We start from the raw sequence: 22,381 nt of genomic DNA, 5'->3' as shown, positions 1-22,381 counted from the left end.
TCGCGCTCTGCTCACAGGCCGGGTGCCTGGAAGCCGTTCAGGTACCAGAAGGCGGCGGCGTACCAGATCAGGGCAATCGCGGTGACGAGGGTGCCGCCGGCCAGGGGGAGTGCCCAGCCGGGCCAGCGGCGGTGGCGGACCACGATGACCTTGGCGACGAAGGCCCCGTAGAGGAAGCAGCCGGTGAGCGAGTGCAGTGCCAGGCGGGTGTCGGTCAGCTGGACGCCGTAGGCGGTGATGCAGTGCCGGGCGATGGGGAGGGAGAGGAGGAAGGCGGTCAGGCCGATGAGGCGGTGCGTGGTGTGGACCCGATGTGGTGCGGCTCGCAGTGTGGGCAGGCGGCCGTACATCCAGAGGGCGAGCAGTAGCTGAATCAGCGCCAGGCATAGGAGCGCGGAGCCGAGTTGGGCTTTGAGCAGTCTGGCGTCGTCGCCGCGCTGCCCGAAGAGGCTGCTCTCGTAGTTGGGGGTGTGTACCCGGCCGTACCAGTAGAGGCCGACCGTCACTGCCACGGGCAGGAGCCACCACAGGACGTCGTGGAGCCGTCGGTGGTTGGCAGGGTGAGCGAGGCGGTCCACGTGATCAACCGCCCCCGCTCTCGATTTTGCCGCCATGGAGCTGGACGGCACACCACGTGGTGCCGAGCGCGGCGGTGGGAGTTCCGGTGGTGCGGGCCGATGGCCGGGAGGCGAGGTGAGGATCGGTGCGGGCGGATGCGACCGCCGGTGCGGGCTGCCGGCACACGCCGATCGTTGCCGCGCTGCCGCCGGAGCAACCGCCACGCACCGTGGCACGCATGGCGCCAGCGGCGACCGAGGCGGTCGCGAGGCGAGGGTTTCTCAACAGGTTCTCCAACCGTTGTGGGCCGATCTCGCCAGTACGTCCGAAGAGTCCCTGCCGGGTCCGGTCGGCGCGCCAGCAGGTACGCGAATCGAGAAGAGCGGTTGGGCCGGACAGCCGATGAGAGTGACATGCCGACCCAGGTGAAGGACGGGCCGTGTTCGCAGAGCCATAGGTGACCGGGTGTTCGGATCGCCTGCGGCATCGGCCGGGACGACGAGGGCGAGCGGGCGGACATCGCCGAAGTGCGGTCCTTCGCAGGTGCACGACGGCGATCGGAGCGCTTCGAAGCGGGCCCCGGCGCGGACGACCGGGCACCTTCAGGTGCGCCGCCGCACGCCCCCGGCGACGCGGCCATGCTCGTCGCCCGCGGCGGCGATCCGGAGTAACACGGGTGCAGCCAACAGGAGGAATGAGGCAACGGCGAAGGCGGCGCTGGCCTGCAGCAGGAACAACGGGCCGATGACGTGGATAAACCGGTATCCGTCGATGTAGAGCTGGGCGTGGATGTATCCGCTTGCCGCGAGCACCAAGCGCAGTGCGAGGGCGGGCAGGCTCCGGGTGTTCACGTGAGTTTCTCGTCCTTGACGGCCAGTGCATGGCTGCCCTGCTGGTAGTTGACGGTACGGATGCCGAGTGCGTCCTTGAGGCGTCCGGCGGGCAGCACTTGTGGAATGGGGCCGGGGCCCTGGCCGGGTTTGGGAAACGGGTAGCAGGTGGGGGCGGCCGAGTGGAAGGTGATGTTGCCCTCGGTCTTGGTGAACAACTGGTGGACGTGCCCGTTGAGGCACGTTACTGAGGAGAAACGGCGCAGCATCGACAGCACCTGCACCGCATCGTCGGTGCCCCAGCCCCACTTCGGATACATCGCGAACAGCGGGATGTGACTGAAGACGACGATTGGGGTGTCCGATGACAGGCCGGCGATGTCCTTGCGGACGAAGTCGATCTGATCGCTGCCCAGGTGGCCGAGTCGCTCAAGGTGCAGGGTGTTGACCAGCGCGATGAAGTGCACACCATGGGTGTCGAAGCTGTACCAGCCGTCGCCGAGGGTGTTTTTCGCGAAAGTCTGTCGGTATGCGCGTCCGTTGTCTCCGATCGAGTCGTGCTCGCCCGGCACGGTGAAGATCCGGTCCGTGCGCAGTTGCGACAGCATCTGCTTGACCTGGTCGAACTGGGCGGGGGTGGAAAGGTGTGTCAGGTCGCCGCTGTGCATGACGAAGTCGGGCCGGAATCCGAGGGAGTTGACCTGGGTGAGCGCTGCGCTGAACGTTCCGGCGACATTCATGTTGGGCGGGCCATGGAAGCCGATGTGGCTGTCGGAGACCTGCACGAATCGCAGGTCTGCGCTGCCTGCCGGAGTGGGGTCCGGCGAACCGGCGATATGGCTGACCACCTCTCCCCCGGTGACTGTCAGGATGACGGCACCACCGAACCAGGCAGAGTGCCGCATGAGCTGACGGCGGGTCATTCCGTTCTCGCCGCCGCCGTTGGAGTCGTGTGTGGGCTCGGTCATGGGGTCACCTCCACGGTGGCGGTCATGAACGGGTGGATGGAGCAGTAGTAGGCGTAGGTGCCGGGTTTGGTGAACGTGTAGCTGTAGGTGGCGTTGGTGGCCAGGCCCGCCGACTTCAGCGGCCCGCCCGATCCTTGCTTGCTGGTGACGGTGTGAGTGTCGGGGTCGGTGTTGGTCCAGGTCACCTTCGTGCCCACCTTGACCGTCAGTTTGGCCGGGGAGAACGCAAAGTTCTTGATCGTCACCGCGTTGGCGGCCGCCGGAGCGGACGGTTGGCCGGTGGTGGGTGAGGTCGAGGGCGTGGCTGGTGGTGGGGTGACCGTACCGCCCGTTCCGGAGGCGCCGGGCGTTCCAGGCAGGGTCTGGCCAGGGCCGGGACTCAGTGCGCCCGCTGGCTTGGGGTGTGGCGATCCGCCGCATGCACTGAGCAGTCCCAGTGCTCCGACAACGGCGACAGCGGCCAGGCACGCCGTACGCGACCGCCGGACCGGCCGAGAGGAGTTCGCATTCATGGTCATCGTTCCTTCTACGCGTCCCCAGCCGCACGGGCGGGTGTGATCCAAGACCGATCCGGGATCGGTCTGTTTCAGGCAGATAGGCGACCGCGTTATGCCCCCCTATAGGGTATTTGAAGGGGCGTAACCCGGTTGGTTAATTTATGTGAGCGGACAGGAGCTTCCATTCAGCGAAACGAATCCCACAGCGAAGTCTTCGTTGTTTCACTGTGACGGCGGGTAGTACGCCTGGAGCCAGGGGCTTTTTGCGGTGTCCGTACCGGACCGCAGGCGAAGTCGGACAAGCACCGCACTTCGAGGCGACCGAATACCTGCTGCTCCGTCAACCGACGCCCGCACTGGTGCGTCATGAGCGCCGGAGCCGCGATCGCCTGTCGGTCCGCCGCACCCCGTCCGTATCGGCAACGCCGGTATCCGTCGGACCTGACCGATGCGGGGCCGGCTGAGGCACCGAGGCCGGTCGGAGCGAGCGGGCATGAAACAGGAGACTCAGGCTCGCTGGGGCATCGTCGGCTTGCCCATCCCTGCGGGCGGGCGCCCGGCGAGCCCGTGAAGCGGCCCGCGGCCATACGTCACCCGGCAGCCGGCTGTTCCAGCGGCACATCCGGGTCGGCGAGCCTGTCCCGGTCGATCTGCTTGCCGGAGCGGACCAGGTGCTGGATCGCTTCGTTGACGTCCCAGATGTTGACGTTCATGCCGGCCAGCACGCGACCGTCGGCCACCCAGAAGGCGATGAACTCCCGGCTTGCCAGATCGCCGCGCACCACCACGTCGTCGTAACTGCCGGGCTCGGCGTAGCCCGCGTACTCCATGCCCAGGTCGTACTGGTCGGTGAAGAAGTACGGGACGCGGTCGTAGAGCGCACGCTCGCCCAGCATCGACCGCGCGGCCGTCCCAGGCTGGTGAAGGGCGTTGGCCCAGTGGTCCACGCGGATGTGCTTGCCCAGCATCGGGTGAAGGGCGTTGGCCACATCGCCGGCCGCGTAGATGTCCGGGTCGGAGGTCCGCAGGGAGGCGTCGACCACGACGCCGTTGTTGACCTGCAGACCGGATTCGGCGGCCAGTTGGGTGTTGGGAGCGGCGCCGACGCCGACCACGACCGCGTCTGCGTCAATACGGGTGCCGTCGGCCAACCGAACGCCCGCGACCTTCTCCTTCTCGCCGACGATCTCGGTGACCCGCGCACCGAGCCGCAGGTCCACGCCGTGCCCACGGTGCAGGTCGGCGAAGACGGGCGCGATCTGCGGGCCCAGGACGCGCATCAGTGGCAGTTCGCCTGCCACCAGTACGGTGGCCTCGACGCCTGCCTCCCGTGCGGCGGCGGCCACCTCCAGGCCGATCCAGCCCCCTCCGACGAGGACGATGCGGGACGCGGAGCGGAAGGTGCGCTGGATGCGCTCGCAGTCGCCGACGCGGCGCAGGTAGAGCACGCCGTCGAGGTCCGCACCCGGTACGGCCAGGCGGTGCGGGGAGGCGCCGGTGACCAGCAGCAGCTTGTCGTAGCCGATCGTCTTGCCACCGGAGACGGTGACTGCCTTCCGGTCGCGGTCGATGGCCGTGACCATGGTGTCCAGCCGCAGGTCGATGCCCTGATCGGCATACCACTGCGATGGGTGGACGAAGATCGTTTCGCGGTCTTGCTTGCCCATGAGGTAGCCCTTGGACAGCGGCGGACGCTCATACGGTGGGTCCGGCTCGTCCCCGATGAGCAGGATCCGGCCGTCGAAGCCGTTCCCGCGTAGCGCTTCAGCGGCCTTGGCTCCGGCCAGGCTCGCCCCGACGATCACGAACGTGGATTGCGCCATCACACCTTCTCCTTGCCACGGTCTGTGCGGTGGGACTGGCCGCTGTCGGATTCGTGCGGGCTGACCGCGAGTTTCTCAACCAACTCATTCCAGCTGGCGCCGGGCTTCTCCACGCCCTCGTCCTCCAGCACCTGCGCGACGTCGGCGTACTCGACGCCGAGGGCGGCGAGTTCCTCCAGTACTTGGTGCGCTTCGCCACAGGTGTCGCGGATACTGCCAACCGGAACCGCGCCGTGCTCGGCGACAGCGTTCAGTGTCGCCTCCGGCATGGTGCTGACCACGCCCGGGGCGAGCAGGTCCACGACGTACCGCGTGGCGTCGTATGCCGGGGCCTTCACGCCCGTGGACGCCCGCAACAGCCGCTGCGGTCTGGCGCCAGCCCGCTCCAGCAGCTTCCACCGCTCGGTGGCGAGCATGCGTTCGTAGTGCTCGTACGCGATGCGGCCGTTGGTGACGGCCTCGCGCCCGTGCAGCGCGGCGGGCTGACCGCCGCCCAACCGGTCAGGCCGCCGGTCGGTCTCGGTATCCACCCGCGAGACGAAGAACGACGCCGCGGACGCGATCCTGGACAGGTCGCGCCCGGTGTCCTGTGCGCGTTCCATCCCGGTCAGGAACGCCTCCGCCGCCGCGTCGTAGCGGTCGAGGGAGAACGGCAGCGTGACGTTGATGCTGAGGCCCTCGGCCGGACATGCGCTCATCGCTTCCAGGCCCTGCTTGACTGCGGGGATCTTGACGAATCACCATGTGCCTCCTTACCCGGGCACGGGCGTGGCGCTACGCGAAAGGCTCCTTGCGTCAAGGCTCACCCATCAAGCGGGGCGGCGCACGTCGACCCCTGCCGGCCTCTTACGACGCATTGCACCGGGTAGCCGAACAGACACCCGTCAAACCCGGACTCACCGGTACAGGCGCCGCAGCAGCACGGTATCGACGTGGAAAAGGTCTACTGCCAGGATTCCTACGGACCGGCTGCGCAGGAACTCCGCCCAGGTCGGGCCTGAGCGGCGGGGTGTCGGGTCGATCCCGGCCTTGTTCAGGATCGCCCAAACTGCAAAGGCGCCAACGGTCCAGCCCGGCCGGGCCAGTTTGCGAGTGATTCACAGAGCCGAAAGGTGAGAATTTCCTGATCAGAGCCCCTGCAGCAGCTGCCGACGCGGCGTCACGCCGCCCCTGAGCCGCGCCGTCCCTTGTAGTTGATCTTCATGGTGTCCATGTCCGTCGCCGTGGACCGCAGTTCGCCATGGCCGTACCCCTGCTCCTTCAGCAGCGTCTCGGCCCGGTCCTCGGCGATCGCGGACGCCATCTCCTCGCCGTCCCCGGCGTCCGACACGACCACGAACCGGAAGCTGAAGTGCTTGAGCACACGGTCGTACGTCAGCGAACCCTCCTCGGTGAACTGCATCGCGCTCAGTCCGTGCAGGTCCACCTCGGACAGGAGCCGGGCGCGCGCCTCGTCCGTCAGACCGTCCCAGGTACCGCGCACGATCACTCGGTAGGTGTGCTGCGTGCTCATCGTGTTTCCCGCTCCGCATTCCGCTCGTGAACCGTCGAGGGCCAAGGTTACGGCGGTGAGGGCGGGGCGCACGCGAATTATCGCGGGGGCGGCGGCCCCGGCGGCAGTGCGGGGAGGGCGACCCCGGCCGTCGCCTCCGTGGGCCTTTGCCGAAGTCTGACGGCGACGCCCCTGGCCGGGCCGCTGTCCAGCGTGTTCCATGGTCATCGGGGGCGCCCGGACCTGCGGCGGCCCGTGTGAGGGAGCGAGGTTGCCTTGGCCACGACCGTACGACGTGCCGTACTGACTCTGCCTGCCGCACCACTGGGCCCGGAGAACCCGCTGCCCGCATTGCGGCCGCTCGACGAGATGCATGTCGTCGACGACCGCGACCGGGCCGGACTGCCACGTGACATGGCACGCCAGATCGGCTACGAACCACTGGCCACCGTGCTCCCGGTCCGCATCCTCGACGGGTACGGGCGCGATCGCGTCCCCACGGAACTGGACGCGATCATCATCGAGAACGACCGGCTGCGGGCCACCGTGCTGCCCGGGCTCGGTGGCCGCATCCACTCCCTCCACCACAAGCCGAGCGGCCGCGAACTCCTCTACACCAACCCCGTCCTGCAGCCCGCCGACTTCGCGCTCAACGGCGCCTGGTTCTCCGGCGGCATCGAATGGAACATCGGTGCCACGGGCCACACCACACTGTCCTGCGCCCCGGTCCACGCCGCCCGGGTGCCCGCACCGGACGGCGGTGAAATGGTCCGCCTCTGGGAGTGGGAGCGGCTGCGCGACCTGCCGTTCCAGGTGGACCTCTGGCTGCCCGAGGACTCCGACTTCCTGCACGTCGGCGTACGGATACGCAACCCGCACGAACACACCGCACCCGTCTACTGGTGGTCCAACATCGCCGTACCCGAGGGCGCGCGCACCCGCGTCCTGGCCCCGGCCGACGAGGCATGGCACTTCGGCTACGAGCGGACCCTGACCCGGGTCCCGGTCCCCGGGACCGGCTCCGTCGACCGTACGTACCCGCTGCGCGGCGACTTCCCCGCCGACTACTTCTACGAGGTGCCCGAAGGCGCCCGTCGCTGGATCGCCTCCCTCGACGAGGACGGCCACGGACTCGTCCAGACGTCGACCGATCTGCTGCGCGGCCGAAAGCTGTTCCTGTGGGGCAGCGGCCCGGGCGGGCGCCGCTGGCAGGAGTGGCTCACCGAGCCCGGCACCGTCGGATACGCCGAGATCCAGGCCGGACTCGCCCGTACCCAGCTGGAACACATCCCCCTCGAACCGGGCGCCGAGTTCAGCTGGCTGGAGTCGTACGGACCGCTGTCCGCGGATCCCGGGGCCGTGCACGGCGACGACTGGGCGGCGGCCCGCGCCGAGACCGAGCGGCGGCTCGCCGAGGCGCTGCCGCGCGCCGATGTCGACGCCGCGTACGCCGCCTGGCGCCCCTGCGCCGACAACGAACCCGGTGAGCCGCTCGCCACCGGATCCGGCTGGGGTGCTCTCGAAGTCCGGCGCGGCAAGTACAAGCTCCCCGGCACACCCTTCGCCGAGTCGACCCTTGGCGAACAACAGGTGCCCTGGCTGGAGTTGCTGGACCAGGGCACTTTCCCCGAACCGCGCAGGGCAGCCCCGCCCGGCCCCTCCCTGGTCTCCCCGCACTGGCGCGACATGCTGGAGACGGCCTTGGCCGAACCCCTCACGGAGTATCACCTCGGAGTCGCCCAGTGGCACGCCGGCGACCGCGCCCAGGCGGTCCGCAGCTGGGAACGCGGACTGGCCCTCGCCCCGTCCCGCTGGCCGCTGCTGCGCTGCCTCGCCCTCGCCGCCGAGGAGGGCGGCCAGCGGGACCGGGCGGCCGACCTCTACACCGAGGCGTTCGACGACCTGAGCGCGGAACGTCGCGACGACGGCGACGCCTGGACGTCTGCCACGGCGGCGCTCGGCCGCGAGGCGTTGGAGACACTGCTGACGGCAGGGCGCCCCGAAGCGGCCCGGACGGTGTGGGACGGCCTGCGCGCGGCGGTCCGACAGCGAGGCCGCTTCCGCCTGTTGGAGGCCCGGCTGCTGATCGCCGAGGGCGACCGCGCCGCCGCCCGGGCCGTTTTCGACGAGGGCTTCGAGGTCGCGGATCTGCGCGAGGGTGCGGAAATCCTGGATGAGGTGTGGGCCGAGCTCACCGACGAGCCACTGCCGGACAGATACAACTTCCGGATGCGCCCCAGTACTTGATTGGGCCAATGCCGTCCGGCCCGCGACCACCTCTTCCGGCGCGGGTCAGACGACCGCGGGTCAGACGGTCAGGTTCCGGTCGACGTACTCGAAGACCGAGCCGTCCGGATGCACCGCGATCAGATTGCGGCCCACCGGCGTCGGTACCGGGCCTGCGAGGATCCGGGCGCCGACACGGGTGAGGGCGGCATGGGCTTCGTCGACATCCTTGACCGCGATCGTCGCCGTCACCTTGCGCAGGATCTCCAGCTCCGACTCCGGGCCGCTCATCAGCAGAAAGCAGCTGATCGCGGCGACCGAGACTCCGCCGCGCTCGAAGCGCAGCGCGGAACTGGCCGTGAGGTCCTCGTAGAAGGCCACCGCGGCCTCCAGGTCGTCGACGCAGATGCGCAGCGTGGTTCCCAGAATGTCCATGCGGGCAAGGGTAGTTGGCGGTGCTCAGGCCCGGCAGAGCACCTCGCCGTGCGGGACCATGAACCAGGCGTCGTCCTGTGCGCCCCACTCGCGCCAGGCCGCGGCGATCGCGGCCAGCTCCTCGGTGCTCGCGTGGCCGCCGTCCACGGCCAGCTTCGCGTACACCGAGCCGACCGTACGGTCCGCCCACAGACCGCTCCACCAGGCGCGGCTCTCCGGGGTGGCGAAGCACCAGTTGCCGGCGGTCGGGGTGATGTCGGTGAAGCCGGCCCGGCGGGCCCAGGAGAGCAGCCGGCGGCCCGCGTCCGGCTCGCCGCCGTTGGCGCGGGCCACCCGCCCGTACAGTTCCTGCCAGTCGTCCATGCCCGGTACCTCGGGGTACCAGGTCATCGCCGCGTAGTCGCTGTCGCGGGCCGCGACGATGCCGCCGGGGCGGCAGACGCGCCGCATCTCACGCAGCGCCTGCACCGGGTCGCCCACGTGCTGGAGCACCTGATGGGCATGGACGACATCGAAGGAGTCGTCGGGGAAGTCCAGGGCATGGACATCGGCGGTGGTGAACTCGGCGTTCTCCAGGCCGCGTTCGGCCGCGACCTCGGCCGCCCGGTCCAGGATCTCCCCGGTGGTGTCGACGGCGGTCACCCGGCCGGGGGCGACCAGCGCGGCCAGATCCGCGGTGATGGTGCCGGGTCCGCAGCCGACGTCCAACACGGTCATGCCGGGGCGGAGTTCGTCGATCAGATACGCCGCGGAGTTGGCGGCGGTGCGCCAGCGGTGCGAGCGCAGCACCGACTCGTGGTGGCCGTGGGTGTAGACGGCGGTCTCCTTCGGCATGGCCGTGGATCCTTTCTCGAAACGCAGAGCGCGACAGGCGAACCGCGAAGCGCTGATCGGTACGGTCACCGTACGCTCGAATGTCGAATGATGAGATATGCGTCTTGGTATACGGACACGCTTATATCGACCGGCGTGCGGAAGGACGGCCAACCGGCAGTGAGCCGCCCCTTGTTCGCTCGCGCGTGGCTGATTCCCGGACGCTTCTCTACACCGGCATCGGGCAGTACACCGTCAGTGCCTCCGGAAGCTTGGCGATCACCAACTCACGTCGGCTGTACGCCACCTCGCCGTCGTACGCATAGGGTGTGCCGGGCTTCAGGCCGGCGATCTGCACCCTCCGGCGCCGCTCTGACGCATGTACGGGCGAGCGGGTCAGCGGGCCCGCGACGGCTGCCGCGAGCAGGCGCAGGCCCGGCGTGCGTCCGCCGTGCACCACCCGTACGTCCAGCAGGCCGTCCGCGAGATTATGCCGGCGGCCGAGTGCCGGACCCACCCGCTGGAACAGGCCGTTGCCCACGAACAGCAGCCACAGCGGGCGCCGTCGACCCTCCAGCTCCGCCTCCAGCGGACGCTCGCCACGCAGCACCTCCCATGCCGCGACCAAGCCCGCCGGCCAGCCCCCGATACGTGGGGCCCAGCGCTCACGGGTCCGTACCAATTCCGGATAGACGCCCAGGCTGAAGGCGTTGAGAAAACAGCCGTGCCCACCATCAGGCCCCTCGGGCCCGGGCCGGAACCGGCCGAGGTCGACCCGGACCGCATCACCCGCGGTCAGCGCGGCGCAGACGTCGCGCCGGTGAACGGGGTACGGCGTGGTGCAGACATTGGGACAGCGAATACCCCGCCCGGACGCGCCGAACCAGGAGGCGCGCTCGCGCACCCGTCACGGGCCGGGGAGAGTGGACCCCATGGCATCTGTCCCCACCAGCGAAATTCTCGACCGCCACGGCGAGGCGCTCCGGCTCTTCACGGACCGGGTGCATGCCGTACGCGACGACCAGTGGTCCGCACCGACGCCGTGCACCGAATGGACCGTCCGCGATCTGGTCACCCATCTCGCCTCCGAGCAGCTCTGGGTGCCGCCCCTGCTCACCGAGGGCCGCACCGTCGCCGAGGTCGGTGACGCCTTCGACGGCGATGTGCTGGGCGAGGACCCCGTAGCCGTGTGGGACCGGGCGGCGGACGGGGCGCGCCGGGCGTTCGAGGCGCCCGGCGCCCTGGAGCGGACGGTGAACCTGTCGTACGGGAACAGCGCCGCCGGTGCCTACTGTGCGCAGATGGTGGCCGACGCGGTGGTGCACGCCTGGGACCTCTCCCGGGCCATCGGCGCCGACGAGCGGCTGCCCGCACCACTGGTCGCGTTCACGCGCCGCGAGGTCGGACCGTATGCGAAGGATCTCTCGCAGAGCGGTCTGTTCGCTCCGCCCGTCGAGACCCCCGCGGACGCCGACCCGCAGACCGAACTGCTCGCGCTCCTCGGCCGACGGGCCTGACCTCACCCGAGGTCACCGGCATTGTCGCGGCAAGTGCCACCCGATTACCCTGTGTTCGTGAATCCGGTCATCGGCCGGAGTGTCGAACGCGAGAGATGGGTGCACGACCATGGGGCGACTCGTCCCCGCGGTGACCAGGGCTCCGGACGTACTCGAGCCCATGATCCGCTGGACCGAGGAGCGCGAAGAGGAACTGACGAGCCTCGCTGTCGGCGGTGCCGCCGCGCTCTCCGGCCGGCTCGGACACCACGAGGGGCGGCAGTGACCACCACACGCCTGGATGTTGCCGTACATGAGCGCGCCGAGCTCGGCGAGGGACCGACCTGGGATCCCGTCACCGGCCGGCTGATCTGGGTCGACATCGTCTCCGCCCGCGTGCACACCTACGACCCGGTGAGCGGCCGCCGTACGGTGATGGCCACCGAACAGCACGTCGGAGCCGCCAAGCCGCGTGCCGGTGGGGGACTCGTGGTGAATCTGCGCGACGGCATCGGCCTGTACGGCCCCGACGGCGCCTTCCACTGGCTGGTCCACGACCCGGAGCCAGGACGCCGCGGCAATGACGCGGCGGTCGCTCCGGACGGGGCGCTGTGGGCGGGCACCATGCGCTACGACGGCGCGGAGACCGGCGGCAGCCTCGCCCGAGTCGCACCCGAGGGCGCGGTCACCCCGGTGCTGCCCGTCGTGGCCTGCGGCAACGGCATCGGGTGGAGTCCGGACGGGCGGCTGATGTACTTCATCGACACGCCCACGCGCCGTATCGACGTCTTCGACTTCGACGGTCAACACGCTGTGAACCGGCGTCCGTTCGCCACCGTCGAGCCGGGTGCGGGATTCCCCGACGGGCTGACGGTCGACGCCCGGGGAGCCGTCTGGGTCGCTCTGTGGGACGGCGCTGCGGTGCGCCGCTACACGGCCGACGGCGTTCTGGACCGGATCGTCGAACTCCCCGTACGGCGCCCGACGGCCTGCGCCTTCGGCGGCAGGGACCTGCGCGACCTCTACATCACCTCGGCCCGCACGGGGCTCGCCGCTCCGCATCCGCTGTCCGGTTCGCTGCTGGTGCTCCCGGACGCGGGGCACGGGATGCCCGGGTCGGCCTTCGCGGGCTGAGCCCGCCTCCCTCGGCCGTTGTCCATGGCCCGCCGCCGGGCGGGCGCCTCGACGGCTCGGTTGGGCGGGCGCGGTCGGCCGAACCCTCGTATAAAGGGCCCTGAGTGCGAGACGACGGGACGGGGCGGCGGCGAAGGAGGCCCGGATGGCGCGGAAGCGGACCGAGCGGACCGGACGGGCGGGGCGCAATGAGAAGGACGGGAGTGGTGCGGGTTCCGTGCGGGAGGACCGCGGCCCTGTCCGGTACGGGCCGCCCGCCCCCGATCCCGGTCTGCCCGTCCTGCCCGAGCTGGCCGAGGTGCTCGCCGCCGCGGCCGGCCGCAGCGAACCCGAACCGACCGGCGGCGGAGACGCCCTGCGCGAGGCCGCGACCGCCTACTGGGAGCGGCGCGGACTGCACGGCAGCCCGGAGAACATCGCCGCCGCCCCGGGCGCCTCGCCGCTGCTGCTCGCGCTGATCGCCGCGCACGGCGGCGACGTGCTCATGCCGCGCCCCTGCACAGCCACCTGGATTCCGCAGGCCAGGCTGCTGGGCAGGCCCGCCTATCATGTGCCGACCCCGGCCGAGTGCGGCGGTGTGCCCGATCCGTACGCGCTGCTGGAGACCGTACGCAGAGTGCGCGCCGAGGGAGGCAGACCCCGGCTGCTGCTGATCTCCGTCGTCGACGACCCGACCGCCACCGTCGCCCCGCCGGAACTCGTGCGCGAGGCGTGCGAGGCGGCGGTCGCCGAAGGGATGCACATCGTCAGCGACGAGACCTGGCGCGACACCCTGCACCGGCCGCACGACACGGTCCTGCTCAGTCCGGCCGAAATGTGCCCCGACGATGTCACGGTCGTCTGTGATCTCGCCGGTGCGCTGACCCCGTCCGCCTGGCCGGTCGCGGTCGTCCGGTTCCCGGACACCGAGCGGGCGGCGGTGCGCCATGCCCGTACCCTCGACATCCTCACCGCACTCGGCGCGCACGTCGCGGGGCCCGTCGCCATGGCCGCCGCCCACGCGCTGCGCGAACCGGACTCCGTCACGGACCGGGTCCGCCGGGCCGCCGCGCTCCAGGCGCAGGTCGCGGCAGCGGCCCACCGCGCGGTCCTGGCATCGGGCGCGCTGGCCAGACCTCCGCAGGCCGGCCGCCATCTCTACGCCGACCTGGGGCCGCTCAGGTCCCGGCTCGCGATGCGAGGTGTCACCGACTCGCTCGAACTGGAGGAGTACCTGACGGAACGCCTCGGCGCACCGGCGCCCGGCGGCCACCGGTTCGGCGACGAACTGGGGGCGCTGCGCGTACGGCTGGGCACCGGGACGCTCCTCGGGTCTACCCCGGAACAGCAGATGGAGTCCCTCACCGCTGTGGCGCCCCTGGAATTGCCGCATGTGGCTCAAGCCCTGAGCATCTTCGGAGAGGCCCTCGACGAACTCCGATGACGAACCGAGATGCCGAACCGGCTCCGAATCATCCCGTTGACCTCGATGACCCCGATGGCCCTGGACAACTCCGGTGCCGAACTCCGAGACGGGAGTCCCTCGATGACGGAACAGACCGAGCGCTCCCTCTCCGGGACCGCGCACCCGCACCAGGTCTCTCGCGGCAAGGTCGTGGGACCGCGTCCGCTCGGCGAGCTCCGGGTCTGGCCGAAGACGTTCGCCGACCGGCTCACCGCACCGCTCCCGGGTGTCATGAGCATGTCCCGACTGGCCCGTGACCGTGCCCTGCGGCCCGACGCGGAGGGACTGCGCGGCATCCACCGGCTCCCGTACGCCCCCGAACCCCTGCCCGCCACCCCCGCAGGCACCGCATCCGTGACCTGGGCCGGGCACGCCAGCTGGATCGTGCGCACCGGCGGGCTGACCGTCCTCACCGACCCAGTCTGGTCCCGGCGCATCCTCGGCACCCCGGCCAGGATCACACCGGTCGGCGTCCGCTGGGAGGACCTGCCGCCCGTCGATGCCGTCGTCATCAGCCACAACCACTACGACCACCTCGACGCCCCCACCCTGCACAGACTGCCCAAGGACACCCCGCTGTTCGTGCCCGCCGGGCTCGGCCGCTGGTGCCGCCGTCGCCGCTTCACCTGCGTCACCGAACTCGACTGGTGGGAATCGGCCCAGCTGAACGACGTGCGCTTCGATTTCGTGCCCGCCCACCACTGGTCCAAGCGGACCCTCACCGACACCTGCCGCTCCCTGTGGGGCGGCTGGATCATCGACACCGGCCGCGACGGGCAGCGGATCCACTTCGCCGGGGACAGCGGGTACGGGCACTGGTTCGGCGAGATCGGCCGCCGGTACCCGGGCATCGATCTGACCCTGCTGCCGATCGGGGCGTACGAACCGCGCTGGTGGCTCGGTGACGTACACATCGATCCGGAGGAGGCCGTGCAGGCGTACGAGGACCTGGGCGCCCGCGCGATGGCGCCGATGCACTGGGCCACCTTCCTGCTCTCGGCGGAGCCCGTACTCGAACCGCTGACCCGACTGCGTACCGCCTGGCAGCGGGCCGGACACCCCCGCGAACGGCTCTGGGACCTGCCGATCGGCGGCTCCCGCGTGCTCGAACCGGAACCTCGCACGATCAGTGGCTGAAGCGGAACCTCGTACGATCAGTGGCTGAACCGCGCCCGCATCCGGCGCCACGCCGCGGGCGCCCCGCTGATCAGCAGCGTCAGACCCACCGCCGCGACCACACCCTGCCACGGCTCGGGGAAGAGCGAACCGCCCAGAATGCCGATCAGCTGGTACGTCGCCGCCCACGCCAGACAGGCCGGCACATCTCCACGGGCGAACCGGTGCAGCGGCATCCGCCCCAGCAGGCAGGCCAGCATCACCGGAATCCGCCCCGCCGGTACCAGCCTCGACAGCACGAGCACCATTGCACCGTGCTCGTCCAGCTTCTGCTGCGCCTGCGCCAGCCGCTCCGGGGCGGCCCGGTCGCTGATCGCCTGCAGCCACTTCGAACCGTTCTTCGACCGCACCCCGCGCTGACCGAGCCAGTACAGACAGATGTCGCCGAGGAACGCCGCGGCCGACGCCACCCCGAAGACGATCAGCAGCGAGAACGGCGACGACTGATGGAGCGCCACCACCGCGGCCGAACTCACCAGCGCACCCGTAGGCACCACAGGCACCAGCGCGCCCAGTGCCACCAGCAGGAACAGCGACGGATAGCCCACCGCCTGCTGCGTCGACTCCGGGGGAAGCTGCCTCACGACCTCCTGGATCACCTGGCGGCCTCCGGCCGCACATGTTCGCCGTGGGACAGCCGGTGCACCGCCACCTCCGGCGCCAGCAGCGCCGCCTTGCGGACGAACTCGTCACCGGGTGCGTGGAACTCGTGCGGCCTGACTCCGTCCATTCCGATCGGCCAGTACGTGCCGTAGTGCACCGGCACGGCCGACCTCGGCGCCAGCCGGGCCAACGCCTGCGCGGCCCGGCCCGCGTCCAGATGGCTGTGGCCCAGATACGGACCCCAGCCGCCCACCGGCAGCAGCGCCACATCCACCGGACCCACCGCCTGGGCCATGTCGTCGAAGAGTCCGGTGTCACCGGCGAAATACGTCCGTGCCTCGCCCTCGACGACATAGCCGAGCGCGGGGGAGCGGTGCGGGCCCATGGGCAGGCGCCTGCCGTCGTGCAGTGCGGGAACCGCCCGTACCAGCACCTCGCCGACCCGGACCTCGTCGCCCGGCGCCACCTCGGTGATCCGCAGCCCGCGCACCGAGCGCAGCACCCGCAGCCCCGGGACGGAGCGCACCGCACCCACCGGCACGATCAGCAGGCTTCCGGGGGCGAGCCGGGCCAGTGACGGCAGATGCAGATGGTCGGAGTGAAGATGCGAGACGAGCACCACATCGGCGACCGTGGCCTCGGGGCCGGGCAGCTCGCCGCGGCGGCGGCGCAGATGCGCGAAGCGCCGTACGAAGAGCGGATCGGTCAGCACACGGACCCCGGAGTCCTCGATCGTGCAGGTGGCATGACCCCACCAGGTGACTTCCACCGGCACGCGGTGCCTCCTCGTTCCAGGGTTCCTTGTTCCGGCCCTGGCATCGAGCCTAGTGCCGTGACCGGCCCGGGTGACCCGGCTCCGTCCGGTCCTTGCCATCCGGCCGGTCACTCTCAGTCGGTCAGGCCCAGTGCCTGCGCCGCCTGGATGGCCGGCCAGACCTCCGCCCGGGCCCCCCGTGGATGCCATAAGCGCGTCATGACGTCGCTCTGACCCACCCGTCCGATGCGCGCCCCGCCCCGGCTCCGTCCCGGGGCGGGGCGGGGGCGCACCGGCGTTCCGTACTCCGCGCTCCTCCCGTCCCGACATGCGCCTGTTTGTACGGGAGCCGGAGCGGTAGGGTCGCCCGTACGCCTAGCACGGGGGGAACGGCCATGGGGGACGCAACGGACGTACGGGTGGCGGCCATCGCCAGTCTCACGCCGCTCGAAGAGCTCGACAGCGATCCGTTCCTCGTGGACACCCGCAGCCAGCACGAAATGTGCGCCCGCTGGGCCGCCGACAAGGGATACGTCGTCACCCGGCAGCTGCGCTTCTACGGGCTGCGCCCCGACCACCACGCGCTGTGGACGGATGTCGAGAGCGGAGCTGTCGAACTCTTCGTCGCCGCCAACGACCGGGTGCTGGCGCGGGCTCTCACCTCGGTGCCGGAGTTCGCCGCGGAGTGCGAGCGGCGCGGCGTACGGCTGGAGATCGCGGGACTGGACGAGCCGCCGTACAACGCCCGTACGAAGGCGAGTGTGCACCGCAGGCTCTCCATGCCTACCGCCGGATACGACGGCTGCTGACCGGCCTCCTGCCCGCTGCTGTCAGTGGGCCGCGGCCGCGCTGTGAAAAGCTGAGGGGACAGGGCCCGGAACGGCGGGGTCCGGACGTGAGGTGGAACGGCGTGGGTGACGGGCGATGGCGAACAGCCGGCAGCGCCCTGATGCGAGTGGTTGTGGTGTGGGCGGTCTCGACGCTCACGATGCTGGCGCTCGCCGGGATTCTGCCGGACTTCCAGCTCCAGTCGGACGACGGCGACAGCATCACCAAGATCGCGTTCACCGCGGCCTGGGGCGCCGGAGCGTTCGGTCTGCTCTCCGCGCTGGTCTGGCCGGTCCTGGTACGGGCACTGCTCATCGTGCCCGCACTCGTCCTGGGGATGCTCGTCTTCTTCCTGAACGGCTCGCTGCTGCTGGTCGCCCTGCGACTCATCCCGGACGGGCGCGGCGCCGCCAACCCGGAGACCGCGGTCGTCGTCGCGGCCGTGATGTCCGCCGTGGCCTCCGCGACCTCCACGGCGCTGGCCGTCCGCGACGACAACGCCTACCGGCGCCGGCTCTCACGGCTCGCCGACCGCCGCCGTAGGCGCAGCGGTGCGGACAGCGGGCGCAGCGGACCGCCGGGCACCGTCTTCATCCAGCTCGACGGCGTCGGCCACGACGTGCTCGCCCGGGCCGCCGACTCCCGCCTGATGCCGACCGTCGCGAACTGGCTCGCCGACGAGGAGGGCCACCGGCTCACCCCGTGGCGCACCGACTGGTCCAGCCAGACCGGTGCCAGCCAGCTCGGCATCCTGCACGGCAGCAACCACGACGTCCCCGCCTTCCGCTGGTACGAGAAGGAGACCGGCGACATCATGGTCTCCAGCCGCCCCGCAAGCGCCATAGAGCTCCAGCGCCGGGCCATCGCACGCACCCATGACGGCGGGCTGCTCACGCTCGACGGTGCCAGCCGCGGCAACCTCTTCAGCGGCGGCGCCGACCAGCTGGCGCTCGTCCTGTCCATGGCGGCCCGGCTCGGCAAGGGCCGCCGCTCCAGGGCGGGGTACTTCGCCTACTTCTCCGATCCGGCCAACGCCGTGCGCACGGCGCTGTCGTTCGTCGCCGAGGTCTGCCGCGAGATCGGGCAGTCGACCCGGGCGCGGATACGGAAGGACACGCCCCGGATCAAGCGCGGTGGGCTCTACCCCTTCATCCGGGCCTTCGCGACCGTCGTCGAACGCGATGTGGTGGTCGCCGCCGTCATCGGGGACATGTTCGCCGGACGCACCGCCGTCTATGCCGACCTGGTCGCGTACGACGAGGTGGCGCACCACTCCGGACCGCACAGCCGTGACGCGGAGAAGGTGCTCGCGCGCCTGGACCGCTCGCTCGCCCTGATCGTCAAGGTCGCCGAACACACCCCGCGCAGGTACCGGATCGTGCTGCTCTCCGACCACGGTCAGAGCCCTGGCGAGACCTTCGCGGGGGCGTACGGGCTGACGCTCAAGGACCTGGTGCGGGCGGGCTGCGGGCTGCCCGTACCCCGTCGGGCGCAGCGCACCCGCAGCGGTTCGGAGGCGCGTGACGCGGTACGGATCGCCCTGCACCGGCCGGTCGAGGAGGGCGAGGTGGAACGCCGTGCGAAGCCGTCCGACCCGGTCGTCCTCGCCTCCGGCAACCTCGGCCTGATCTCCTTCCCCGACATCGAGGGACGCGCCTCGCGCGAACAGCTCGACCGGAGCCGTCCCGCACTGCTCGGTACCCTCGCCAACCACCCCGGCATCGGCTTTCTGCTGGTTCGCAGCGAGCGGCACGGATCGGTGGTGCTGGGCCGTGGCGGCACCGAGGTCCCGGTGTCGGATCTCAAGGACGGGGAAGGGCCGCTGGCCCCCTTCGGCCCGGGCGCGGCGGCCGCGGTGCGCCGCACCGACACCTTCCCGCACGTCGCCGACATCATGGTCAACTCGATGCATGACGGGGCCACGGGCTGCGTGCACGCCTTCGAGGAACAGATCGGCTCGCACGGCGGTCTGGGCGGTGAGCAGTCCCGGCCGTTCCTGCTGTGGCCGGCGGATCTGTCTGCGCCGGTGGCGGAGGGCGCGGAGCTGGTGGGGGCCGAGCAGGTGCACGAGGTGCTGCGGCGCTGGCTGCGGGAGTGCTCGGGACCGCAGATCCCGCTGGCACAGCCGGGCGCGGTGGGTGGCGCCGACGAGGCGGGTGGGGCGGTTCAGGCGGCCGGCTGAGGGGCGTTGTCAGTGGTGGGCGGCAGGATGGGGGCCATGACGAACTCAGCTGTTGTGCTCGCCGATACCGCCGCCTACGCCGCCGCGGTCGAAGAAGCGTCGCAGGCCGCCGCCGCGTACTACGCCACGGGCGAGAGCACGCTCGACGACGATGCGTACGACCGGCTGGTACGAGAGATCGCCGCATACGAGCAGGGGCACCCGCAGGAGGTGCTGGAAGCGTCCCCGACCGGCAAGGTGGCGGGCGGCGCCGCGAGCGGGGACGTGCCGCACACGGTGCCGATGCTGTCCCTGGACAACGTCTTCTCGGCCGAGCAGTTCGCCACATGGACGGCGTCGTTGGAGCGCCGGATCGGCAGACCTGTCGCCGCGTGGAGCGTGGAGCCGAAGCTCGACGGCCTGGCTGTCGCCGCCCGCTACCGGGCGGGCCGCCTGGAGCAGCTGATCACCCGGGGCGACGGCACCGCGGGCGAGGACGTCTCGCACGCGATCGGCACCGTGGTCGGCCTTCCCGAGCAGCTCGTCGAGCCGGTGACGATCGAGATGCGCGGCGAGATCCTCATGACGACCGAGCAGTTCGAACAGGCCAACACCGTGCGCACCGAGCACGGCGGCGCCCCCTTCGCCAACCCGAGGAACGGCGCGGCGGGCACACTCCGCGCCAAGGACCGCGCGTACACGGTGGAGATGACCTTCTTCGCCTACGGTGCACTGCCGCTGCCCGATTCCGGAGAGCTGACCGACACCCTCGCCGAACTCCCGCACAGCGAGGTCCTGGAGTACGTCGCAGGGCTCGGCGTGCACACCGCGGCGGACACGGATGTGGCACCGCGCACCGTCACCACCGTCGAGGGGGTGCAGGCCCGGGTCGAGGAAGTCGCCGCCCTGCGCGCCTCGTTGCCGTTCGGCATCGACGGCATCGTGATCAAGGCCGATCTCGCGGCCGACCAGCGCGAGGCCGGTTCAGGGACCAGGGCGCCGCGCTGGGCCATCGCATACAAGCTCCCGGCCGTCGAGAAGGTCACCCGGCTCCTCGGCGTCGAGTGGAACGTCGGCAGGACCGGCATCATCGCGCCACGCGCCGTGCTGGAACCGGTGGAGATCGACGGCTCGACCGTCAGCTACGCCACACTGCACAACCCGGCCGACATCACCCGCCGCGATCTCCGCCTGGGCGACCGTGTGATGGTCTACAAGGCGGGCGACATCATCCCCCGCATCGAGGCGCCCGTCGCCCATCTGCGGACCGGTGACGAGCAGCCCATAGTCTTCCCCGAGGCATGCCCGCAGTGCGGCTCCGGGATCGACACCAGCGAGCAGCGCTGGCGCTGTGTCCGGGGCCGCGACTGCCGCCTCGTCGCCTCCATCTCATACGCGGCGGGCCGCGATCAGCTCGACATCGAGGGCCTCGGCGCCACCCGGGTCGTCCAGCTCGTCGACGCCGGGCTGGTGGCCGACTTCGCAGACCTCTTCACCCTCGGCCGCGAGCAGCTGCTCGGCCTGGAACGGATGGGCGAGACCAGCACCGACAACCTCCTGGCCGCCATCGAAACGGCACGGACCCAGCCGCTCTCCCGGGTCTTCTGCGCGCTGGGGGTACGCGGTACCGGGCGCTCCATGTCACGGCGGATCGCCCGGTACTTCGCGGACATGGACCGGATCAGGGCCGCCGACGCCGAGGAGCTCCAGCGCGTCGACGGCATCGGCAAGGAGAAGGCCGCGGGCGTCGTCGCGGAGCTGGTGGAGCTGGCCCCGCTGATCGAGAAGCTGGTGGCCGCCGGGGTCAACATGACGGAGCCCGGTGCGACGCCGCCGCCGGAGCCGGGCGAGGAGGGCACGAAAGAGACTGCCGCCGCCGACGGGGAGGGGACCGTCGGCCTGCCGCTGGACGGGATGACCGTGGTGGTCACCGGCGCCATGACCGGCGTGCTGGAGAAGCTCTCCCGGAATCAGATGAACGAGCTGATCGAGCGAGCCGGCGGGAAGTCCTCGTCCAGCGTCTCCAAGCGCACCACGCTCCTGGTCGCCGGGGAGAAGGCCGGATCCAAGCGCACCAAGGCCGAGGACCTGGGTGTCCGGATTGCCGCGCCGGACGAGTTCGCCGAACTGATCGCCGGGTTCCTGCCGTCGGAGGTGTGACGCACGACGGAGACCTCGCCGCGCCCGAGCCCTTGGATTTTGCCTGGGAGTAGCTTTCTTTGCCTCCCTATTGCATAGTGAGGGCTCGGCCATGCCTCGCTATCAGCGGGTCAATGGGTGTGTGAACGGCCGCGTCGGCAGGCCGGTGGGAGGGGCGATGCGTTCGCTGCACAACGGACCGCGACTCGGCCGGTCCGTCCGCCAGGAGTACCGGGGCGTCACCCGCGGCCTCGCCTTCGACCTCGGCAGCTCACGGACCCGCGCCTGGATGCCCGGACACGGCGTCATCGCCGACACCGACGCCTGCAGCGACTTCGGCGCCGGGCCGGGGCACGGCCGCCCGGTCCGGCGAGGACGCATCGTCGACCCCGTGTCCTGCGGCCGCATGCTCGGCCGTATCGCCGACAGAGCCCTGGGTGCGGACCGCACCGACACCGTGATCCTCCTCAGCCATCCCGTCCTCGCCGGGCCCGAACACCGCGCCGCGGCGAGGGAACTGATCGCCGCACTCGGGCCGACGAGCGTCATCGCCCTGGACAGCGCGAGGGCCGCCGCCGCATACGCCGGACCGCAGGACGGCGGCCCGCTGCTCGTCGTCGACATCGGCGCCGAGCTGACCGAGGCGACCCTCCTCGTCGACGGACTGGTCCGCGACGCCCGCCAGGCCGAGACGGGACTGAGTGACCTCGACCCCTGCGAGCCGCCCACCGCCGTCGTCCGCACCGTCCTGGACATGGTGGACGAGATGTGGAAGCAGGACCGGCACGGCGCCGTCCTCGGGGCCCTGCGCAAGGGCCCGTTGCTCGCCGGGGGAGGCGCCGCCCGCCCCGACATCACCGACCGGGTCGCGGTCCGCCTCGGCGTTCCGGTACGTCTCGCCGACGACCCGGCGACCACCGTCGTACGCGGCGCCGGGCTGATACTCAGCTCCGTGCTCCGCCGAGCCGGTGCGACACCGGCCCTGCCCGGCCGAACGAGGTGAC

General features: G+C 70.9%; 21 protein-coding genes and 1 pseudogene. 10 read left to right on the top strand and 12 right to left on the bottom strand.

Annotated features, from left to right (window positions below; genetic code table 11):
• Window positions 1-11: 11 nt before the first annotated feature.
• The 7 genes from NRF20_RS08550 to NRF20_RS08520 all read right to left on the bottom strand — a co-directional run bounded on the left by NRF20_RS08550 (window position 12) and on the right by NRF20_RS08520 (window position 6,189).
• The gene (locus tag NRF20_RS08550; RefSeq protein ID WP_398630590.1) at window positions 12-578 is read right to left on the bottom strand and encodes a DUF6529 family protein; all 567 of its coding nucleotides are present in this window, start codon (window positions 576-578) and stop codon (window positions 12-14) included.
• A 582-nt stretch (window positions 579-1,160) separates the two neighbouring features.
• Entirely contained in the window at window positions 1,161-1,409 is a 249-nt protein-coding gene (locus tag NRF20_RS08545; RefSeq protein ID WP_398630591.1) for a hypothetical protein, read from the bottom strand.
• A complete protein-coding gene (locus NRF20_RS08540) occupies window positions 1,406-2,356 on the bottom strand; it encodes a metallophosphoesterase family protein (protein ID WP_398630592.1) in 951 nt (316 codons plus the stop codon). Before NRF20_RS08540 ends, NRF20_RS08545 begins: the two co-directional genes overlap by 4 nt.
• Window positions 2,353-2,868 (bottom strand): cupredoxin family copper-binding protein, encoded by a 516-nt coding sequence (locus NRF20_RS08535; protein ID WP_413752338.1) that lies wholly within the window; start codon window positions 2,866-2,868, stop codon window positions 2,353-2,355. Before NRF20_RS08535 ends, NRF20_RS08540 begins: the two co-directional genes overlap by 4 nt.
• A 575-nt stretch (window positions 2,869-3,443) precedes the next feature.
• Window positions 3,444-4,679 (bottom strand): NAD(P)/FAD-dependent oxidoreductase, encoded by a 1,236-nt coding sequence (locus NRF20_RS08530; protein WP_398630594.1) that lies wholly within the window; start codon window positions 4,677-4,679, stop codon window positions 3,444-3,446.
• Window positions 4,676-5,404 (bottom strand): transaldolase family protein, encoded by a 729-nt coding sequence (locus NRF20_RS08525; RefSeq protein ID WP_413754546.1) that lies wholly within the window; start codon window positions 5,402-5,404, stop codon window positions 4,676-4,678. Before NRF20_RS08525 ends, NRF20_RS08530 begins: the two co-directional genes overlap by 4 nt.
• Window positions 5,405-5,835: 431 nt before the next feature.
• Window positions 5,836-6,189, bottom strand: a complete 354-nt coding sequence (locus NRF20_RS08520) for a DUF6204 family protein (protein WP_398630595.1) — start codon at window positions 6,187-6,189, stop codon at window positions 5,836-5,838.
• A gap of 255 nt (window positions 6,190-6,444) precedes the next feature.
• Between NRF20_RS08520 and NRF20_RS08515 the strand changes: the two genes are divergently transcribed.
• Window positions 6,445-8,415, top strand: a complete 1,971-nt coding sequence (locus NRF20_RS08515) for a DUF5107 domain-containing protein (protein ID WP_413752337.1) — start codon at window positions 6,445-6,447, stop codon at window positions 8,413-8,415.
• A 60-nt stretch (window positions 8,416-8,475) separates the two neighbouring features.
• Here NRF20_RS08515 and NRF20_RS08510 read toward each other — a convergent pair whose 3' ends face one another.
• From NRF20_RS08510 to NRF20_RS08500, 3 genes and pseudogenes are all read right to left on the bottom strand, one after another.
• The gene (locus NRF20_RS08510; RefSeq protein WP_398630597.1) at window positions 8,476-8,829 is read right to left on the bottom strand and encodes a VOC family protein; all 354 of its coding nucleotides are present in this window, start codon (window positions 8,827-8,829) and stop codon (window positions 8,476-8,478) included.
• Window positions 8,830-8,853: 24 nt separating this feature from the next.
• Entirely contained in the window at window positions 8,854-9,663 is an 810-nt protein-coding gene (locus NRF20_RS08505) for a class I SAM-dependent methyltransferase (RefSeq protein WP_398630598.1), read from the bottom strand.
• A gap of 208 nt (window positions 9,664-9,871) precedes the next feature.
• Window positions 9,872-10,456 (bottom strand): annotated as a pseudogene (locus tag NRF20_RS08500) (diacylglycerol/lipid kinase family protein); the annotation flags it as partial.
• A gap of 118 nt (window positions 10,457-10,574) precedes the next feature.
• Here NRF20_RS08500 and NRF20_RS08495 point away from each other — a divergent pair.
• The 5 genes from NRF20_RS08495 to NRF20_RS08475 all read left to right on the top strand — a co-directional run bounded on the left by NRF20_RS08495 (window position 10,575) and on the right by NRF20_RS08475 (window position 14,853).
• A complete protein-coding gene (locus NRF20_RS08495; protein WP_398630599.1) occupies window positions 10,575-11,159 on the top strand; it encodes a TIGR03086 family metal-binding protein in 585 nt (194 codons plus the stop codon).
• Between the two features lie 109 nt (window positions 11,160-11,268).
• Window positions 11,269-11,424 carry a hypothetical protein gene (locus NRF20_RS08490; protein WP_413752336.1) on the top strand — a complete coding sequence of 52 codons (156 nt, stop codon included), beginning with the start codon at window positions 11,269-11,271 and terminating at the stop codon, window positions 11,422-11,424.
• Entirely contained in the window at window positions 11,421-12,272 is an 852-nt protein-coding gene (locus tag NRF20_RS08485) for an SMP-30/gluconolactonase/LRE family protein (protein WP_413752335.1), read from the top strand. Before NRF20_RS08490 ends, NRF20_RS08485 begins: the two co-directional genes overlap by 4 nt.
• A 145-nt stretch (window positions 12,273-12,417) precedes the next feature.
• Window positions 12,418-13,695 (top strand): aminotransferase class I/II-fold pyridoxal phosphate-dependent enzyme, encoded by a 1,278-nt coding sequence (locus tag NRF20_RS08480; RefSeq protein ID WP_398630602.1) that lies wholly within the window; start codon window positions 12,418-12,420, stop codon window positions 13,693-13,695.
• Window positions 13,696-13,797: 102 nt separating this feature from the next.
• A complete protein-coding gene (locus NRF20_RS08475; protein WP_398630603.1) occupies window positions 13,798-14,853 on the top strand; it encodes an MBL fold metallo-hydrolase in 1,056 nt (351 codons plus the stop codon).
• 17 nt (window positions 14,854-14,870) lie between these two features.
• On the opposite strand, the gene NRF20_RS08470 is transcribed toward NRF20_RS08475, so the two are convergent.
• On the bottom strand, window positions 14,871-15,491 hold the full coding sequence (locus NRF20_RS08470) for a DedA family protein (RefSeq protein ID WP_398630604.1): 621 nt from the start codon (window positions 15,489-15,491) through the stop codon (window positions 14,871-14,873).
• Entirely contained in the window at window positions 15,488-16,270 is a 783-nt protein-coding gene (locus NRF20_RS08465; protein WP_266356128.1) for an MBL fold metallo-hydrolase, read from the bottom strand. The genes NRF20_RS08470 and NRF20_RS08465 overlap by 4 nt, the downstream gene beginning before the upstream one ends.
• A 374-nt stretch (window positions 16,271-16,644) precedes the next feature.
• Here NRF20_RS08465 and NRF20_RS08460 point away from each other — a divergent pair, with 374 nt between their 5' ends.
• From NRF20_RS08460 to NRF20_RS08445, 4 genes are all read left to right on the top strand, one after another.
• On the top strand, window positions 16,645-17,058 hold the full coding sequence (locus NRF20_RS08460) for a hypothetical protein (RefSeq protein WP_413752334.1): 414 nt from the start codon (window positions 16,645-16,647) through the stop codon (window positions 17,056-17,058).
• A gap of 101 nt (window positions 17,059-17,159) precedes the next feature.
• Window positions 17,160-19,259, top strand: coding sequence for a phage holin family protein (locus NRF20_RS08455; protein WP_413752333.1), 2,100 nt, complete (start codon window positions 17,160-17,162; stop codon window positions 19,257-19,259).
• Window positions 19,260-19,286: 27 nt separating this feature from the next.
• On the top strand, window positions 19,287-21,398 hold the full coding sequence (gene ligA / locus NRF20_RS08450; RefSeq protein ID WP_413752332.1) for an NAD-dependent DNA ligase LigA: 2,112 nt from the start codon (window positions 19,287-19,289) through the stop codon (window positions 21,396-21,398).
• A 157-nt stretch (window positions 21,399-21,555) separates the two neighbouring features.
• Window positions 21,556-22,380, top strand: a complete 825-nt coding sequence (locus NRF20_RS08445; protein WP_398630607.1) for a rod shape-determining protein MreC — start codon at window positions 21,556-21,558, stop codon at window positions 22,378-22,380.
• The last annotated feature ends 1 nt before the right edge of the window (window position 22,381 follow it).

This window comes from Streptomyces sp. R-74717 (genome assembly GCF_047305335.1).
Classification (GTDB): Bacteria; Actinomycetota; Actinomycetes; order Streptomycetales; family Streptomycetaceae; genus Streptomyces; species Streptomyces atratus.
This window is presented reverse-complemented; position numbering and strand designations above follow the sequence as displayed.

Coding starts and splice junctions, on each gene's coding strand:
- NRF20_RS08540 (WP_398630592.1), bottom strand. CDS start 2,356: ATGACCGAGCCCACACACGACTCCAACGGCGGCGGCGAGAACGGAATG.
- NRF20_RS08535 (WP_413752338.1), bottom strand. CDS start 2,868: ATGAATGCGAACTCCTCTCGGCCGGTCCGGCGGTCGCGTACGGCGTGC.
- NRF20_RS08520 (WP_398630595.1), bottom strand. CDS start 6,189: ATGAGCACGCAGCACACCTACCGAGTGATCGTGCGCGGTACCTGGGAC.
- NRF20_RS08510 (WP_398630597.1), bottom strand. CDS start 8,829: ATGGACATTCTGGGAACCACGCTGCGCATCTGCGTCGACGACCTGGAG.
- NRF20_RS08505 (WP_398630598.1), bottom strand. CDS start 9,663: ATGCCGAAGGAGACCGCCGTCTACACCCACGGCCACCACGAGTCGGTG.
- NRF20_RS08495 (WP_398630599.1), top strand. CDS start 10,575: ATGGCATCTGTCCCCACCAGCGAAATTCTCGACCGCCACGGCGAGGCG.
- NRF20_RS08490 (WP_413752336.1), top strand. CDS start 11,269: ATGGGGCGACTCGTCCCCGCGGTGACCAGGGCTCCGGACGTACTCGAG.
- NRF20_RS08480 (WP_398630602.1), top strand. CDS start 12,418: ATGGCGCGGAAGCGGACCGAGCGGACCGGACGGGCGGGGCGCAATGAG.
- NRF20_RS08475 (WP_398630603.1), top strand. CDS start 13,798: ATGACGGAACAGACCGAGCGCTCCCTCTCCGGGACCGCGCACCCGCAC.
- NRF20_RS08460 (WP_413752334.1), top strand. CDS start 16,645: ATGGGGGACGCAACGGACGTACGGGTGGCGGCCATCGCCAGTCTCACG.
- ligA (WP_413752332.1), top strand. CDS start 19,287: ATGGGGGCCATGACGAACTCAGCTGTTGTGCTCGCCGATACCGCCGCC.
- NRF20_RS08445 (WP_398630607.1), top strand. CDS start 21,556: ATGCGTTCGCTGCACAACGGACCGCGACTCGGCCGGTCCGTCCGCCAG.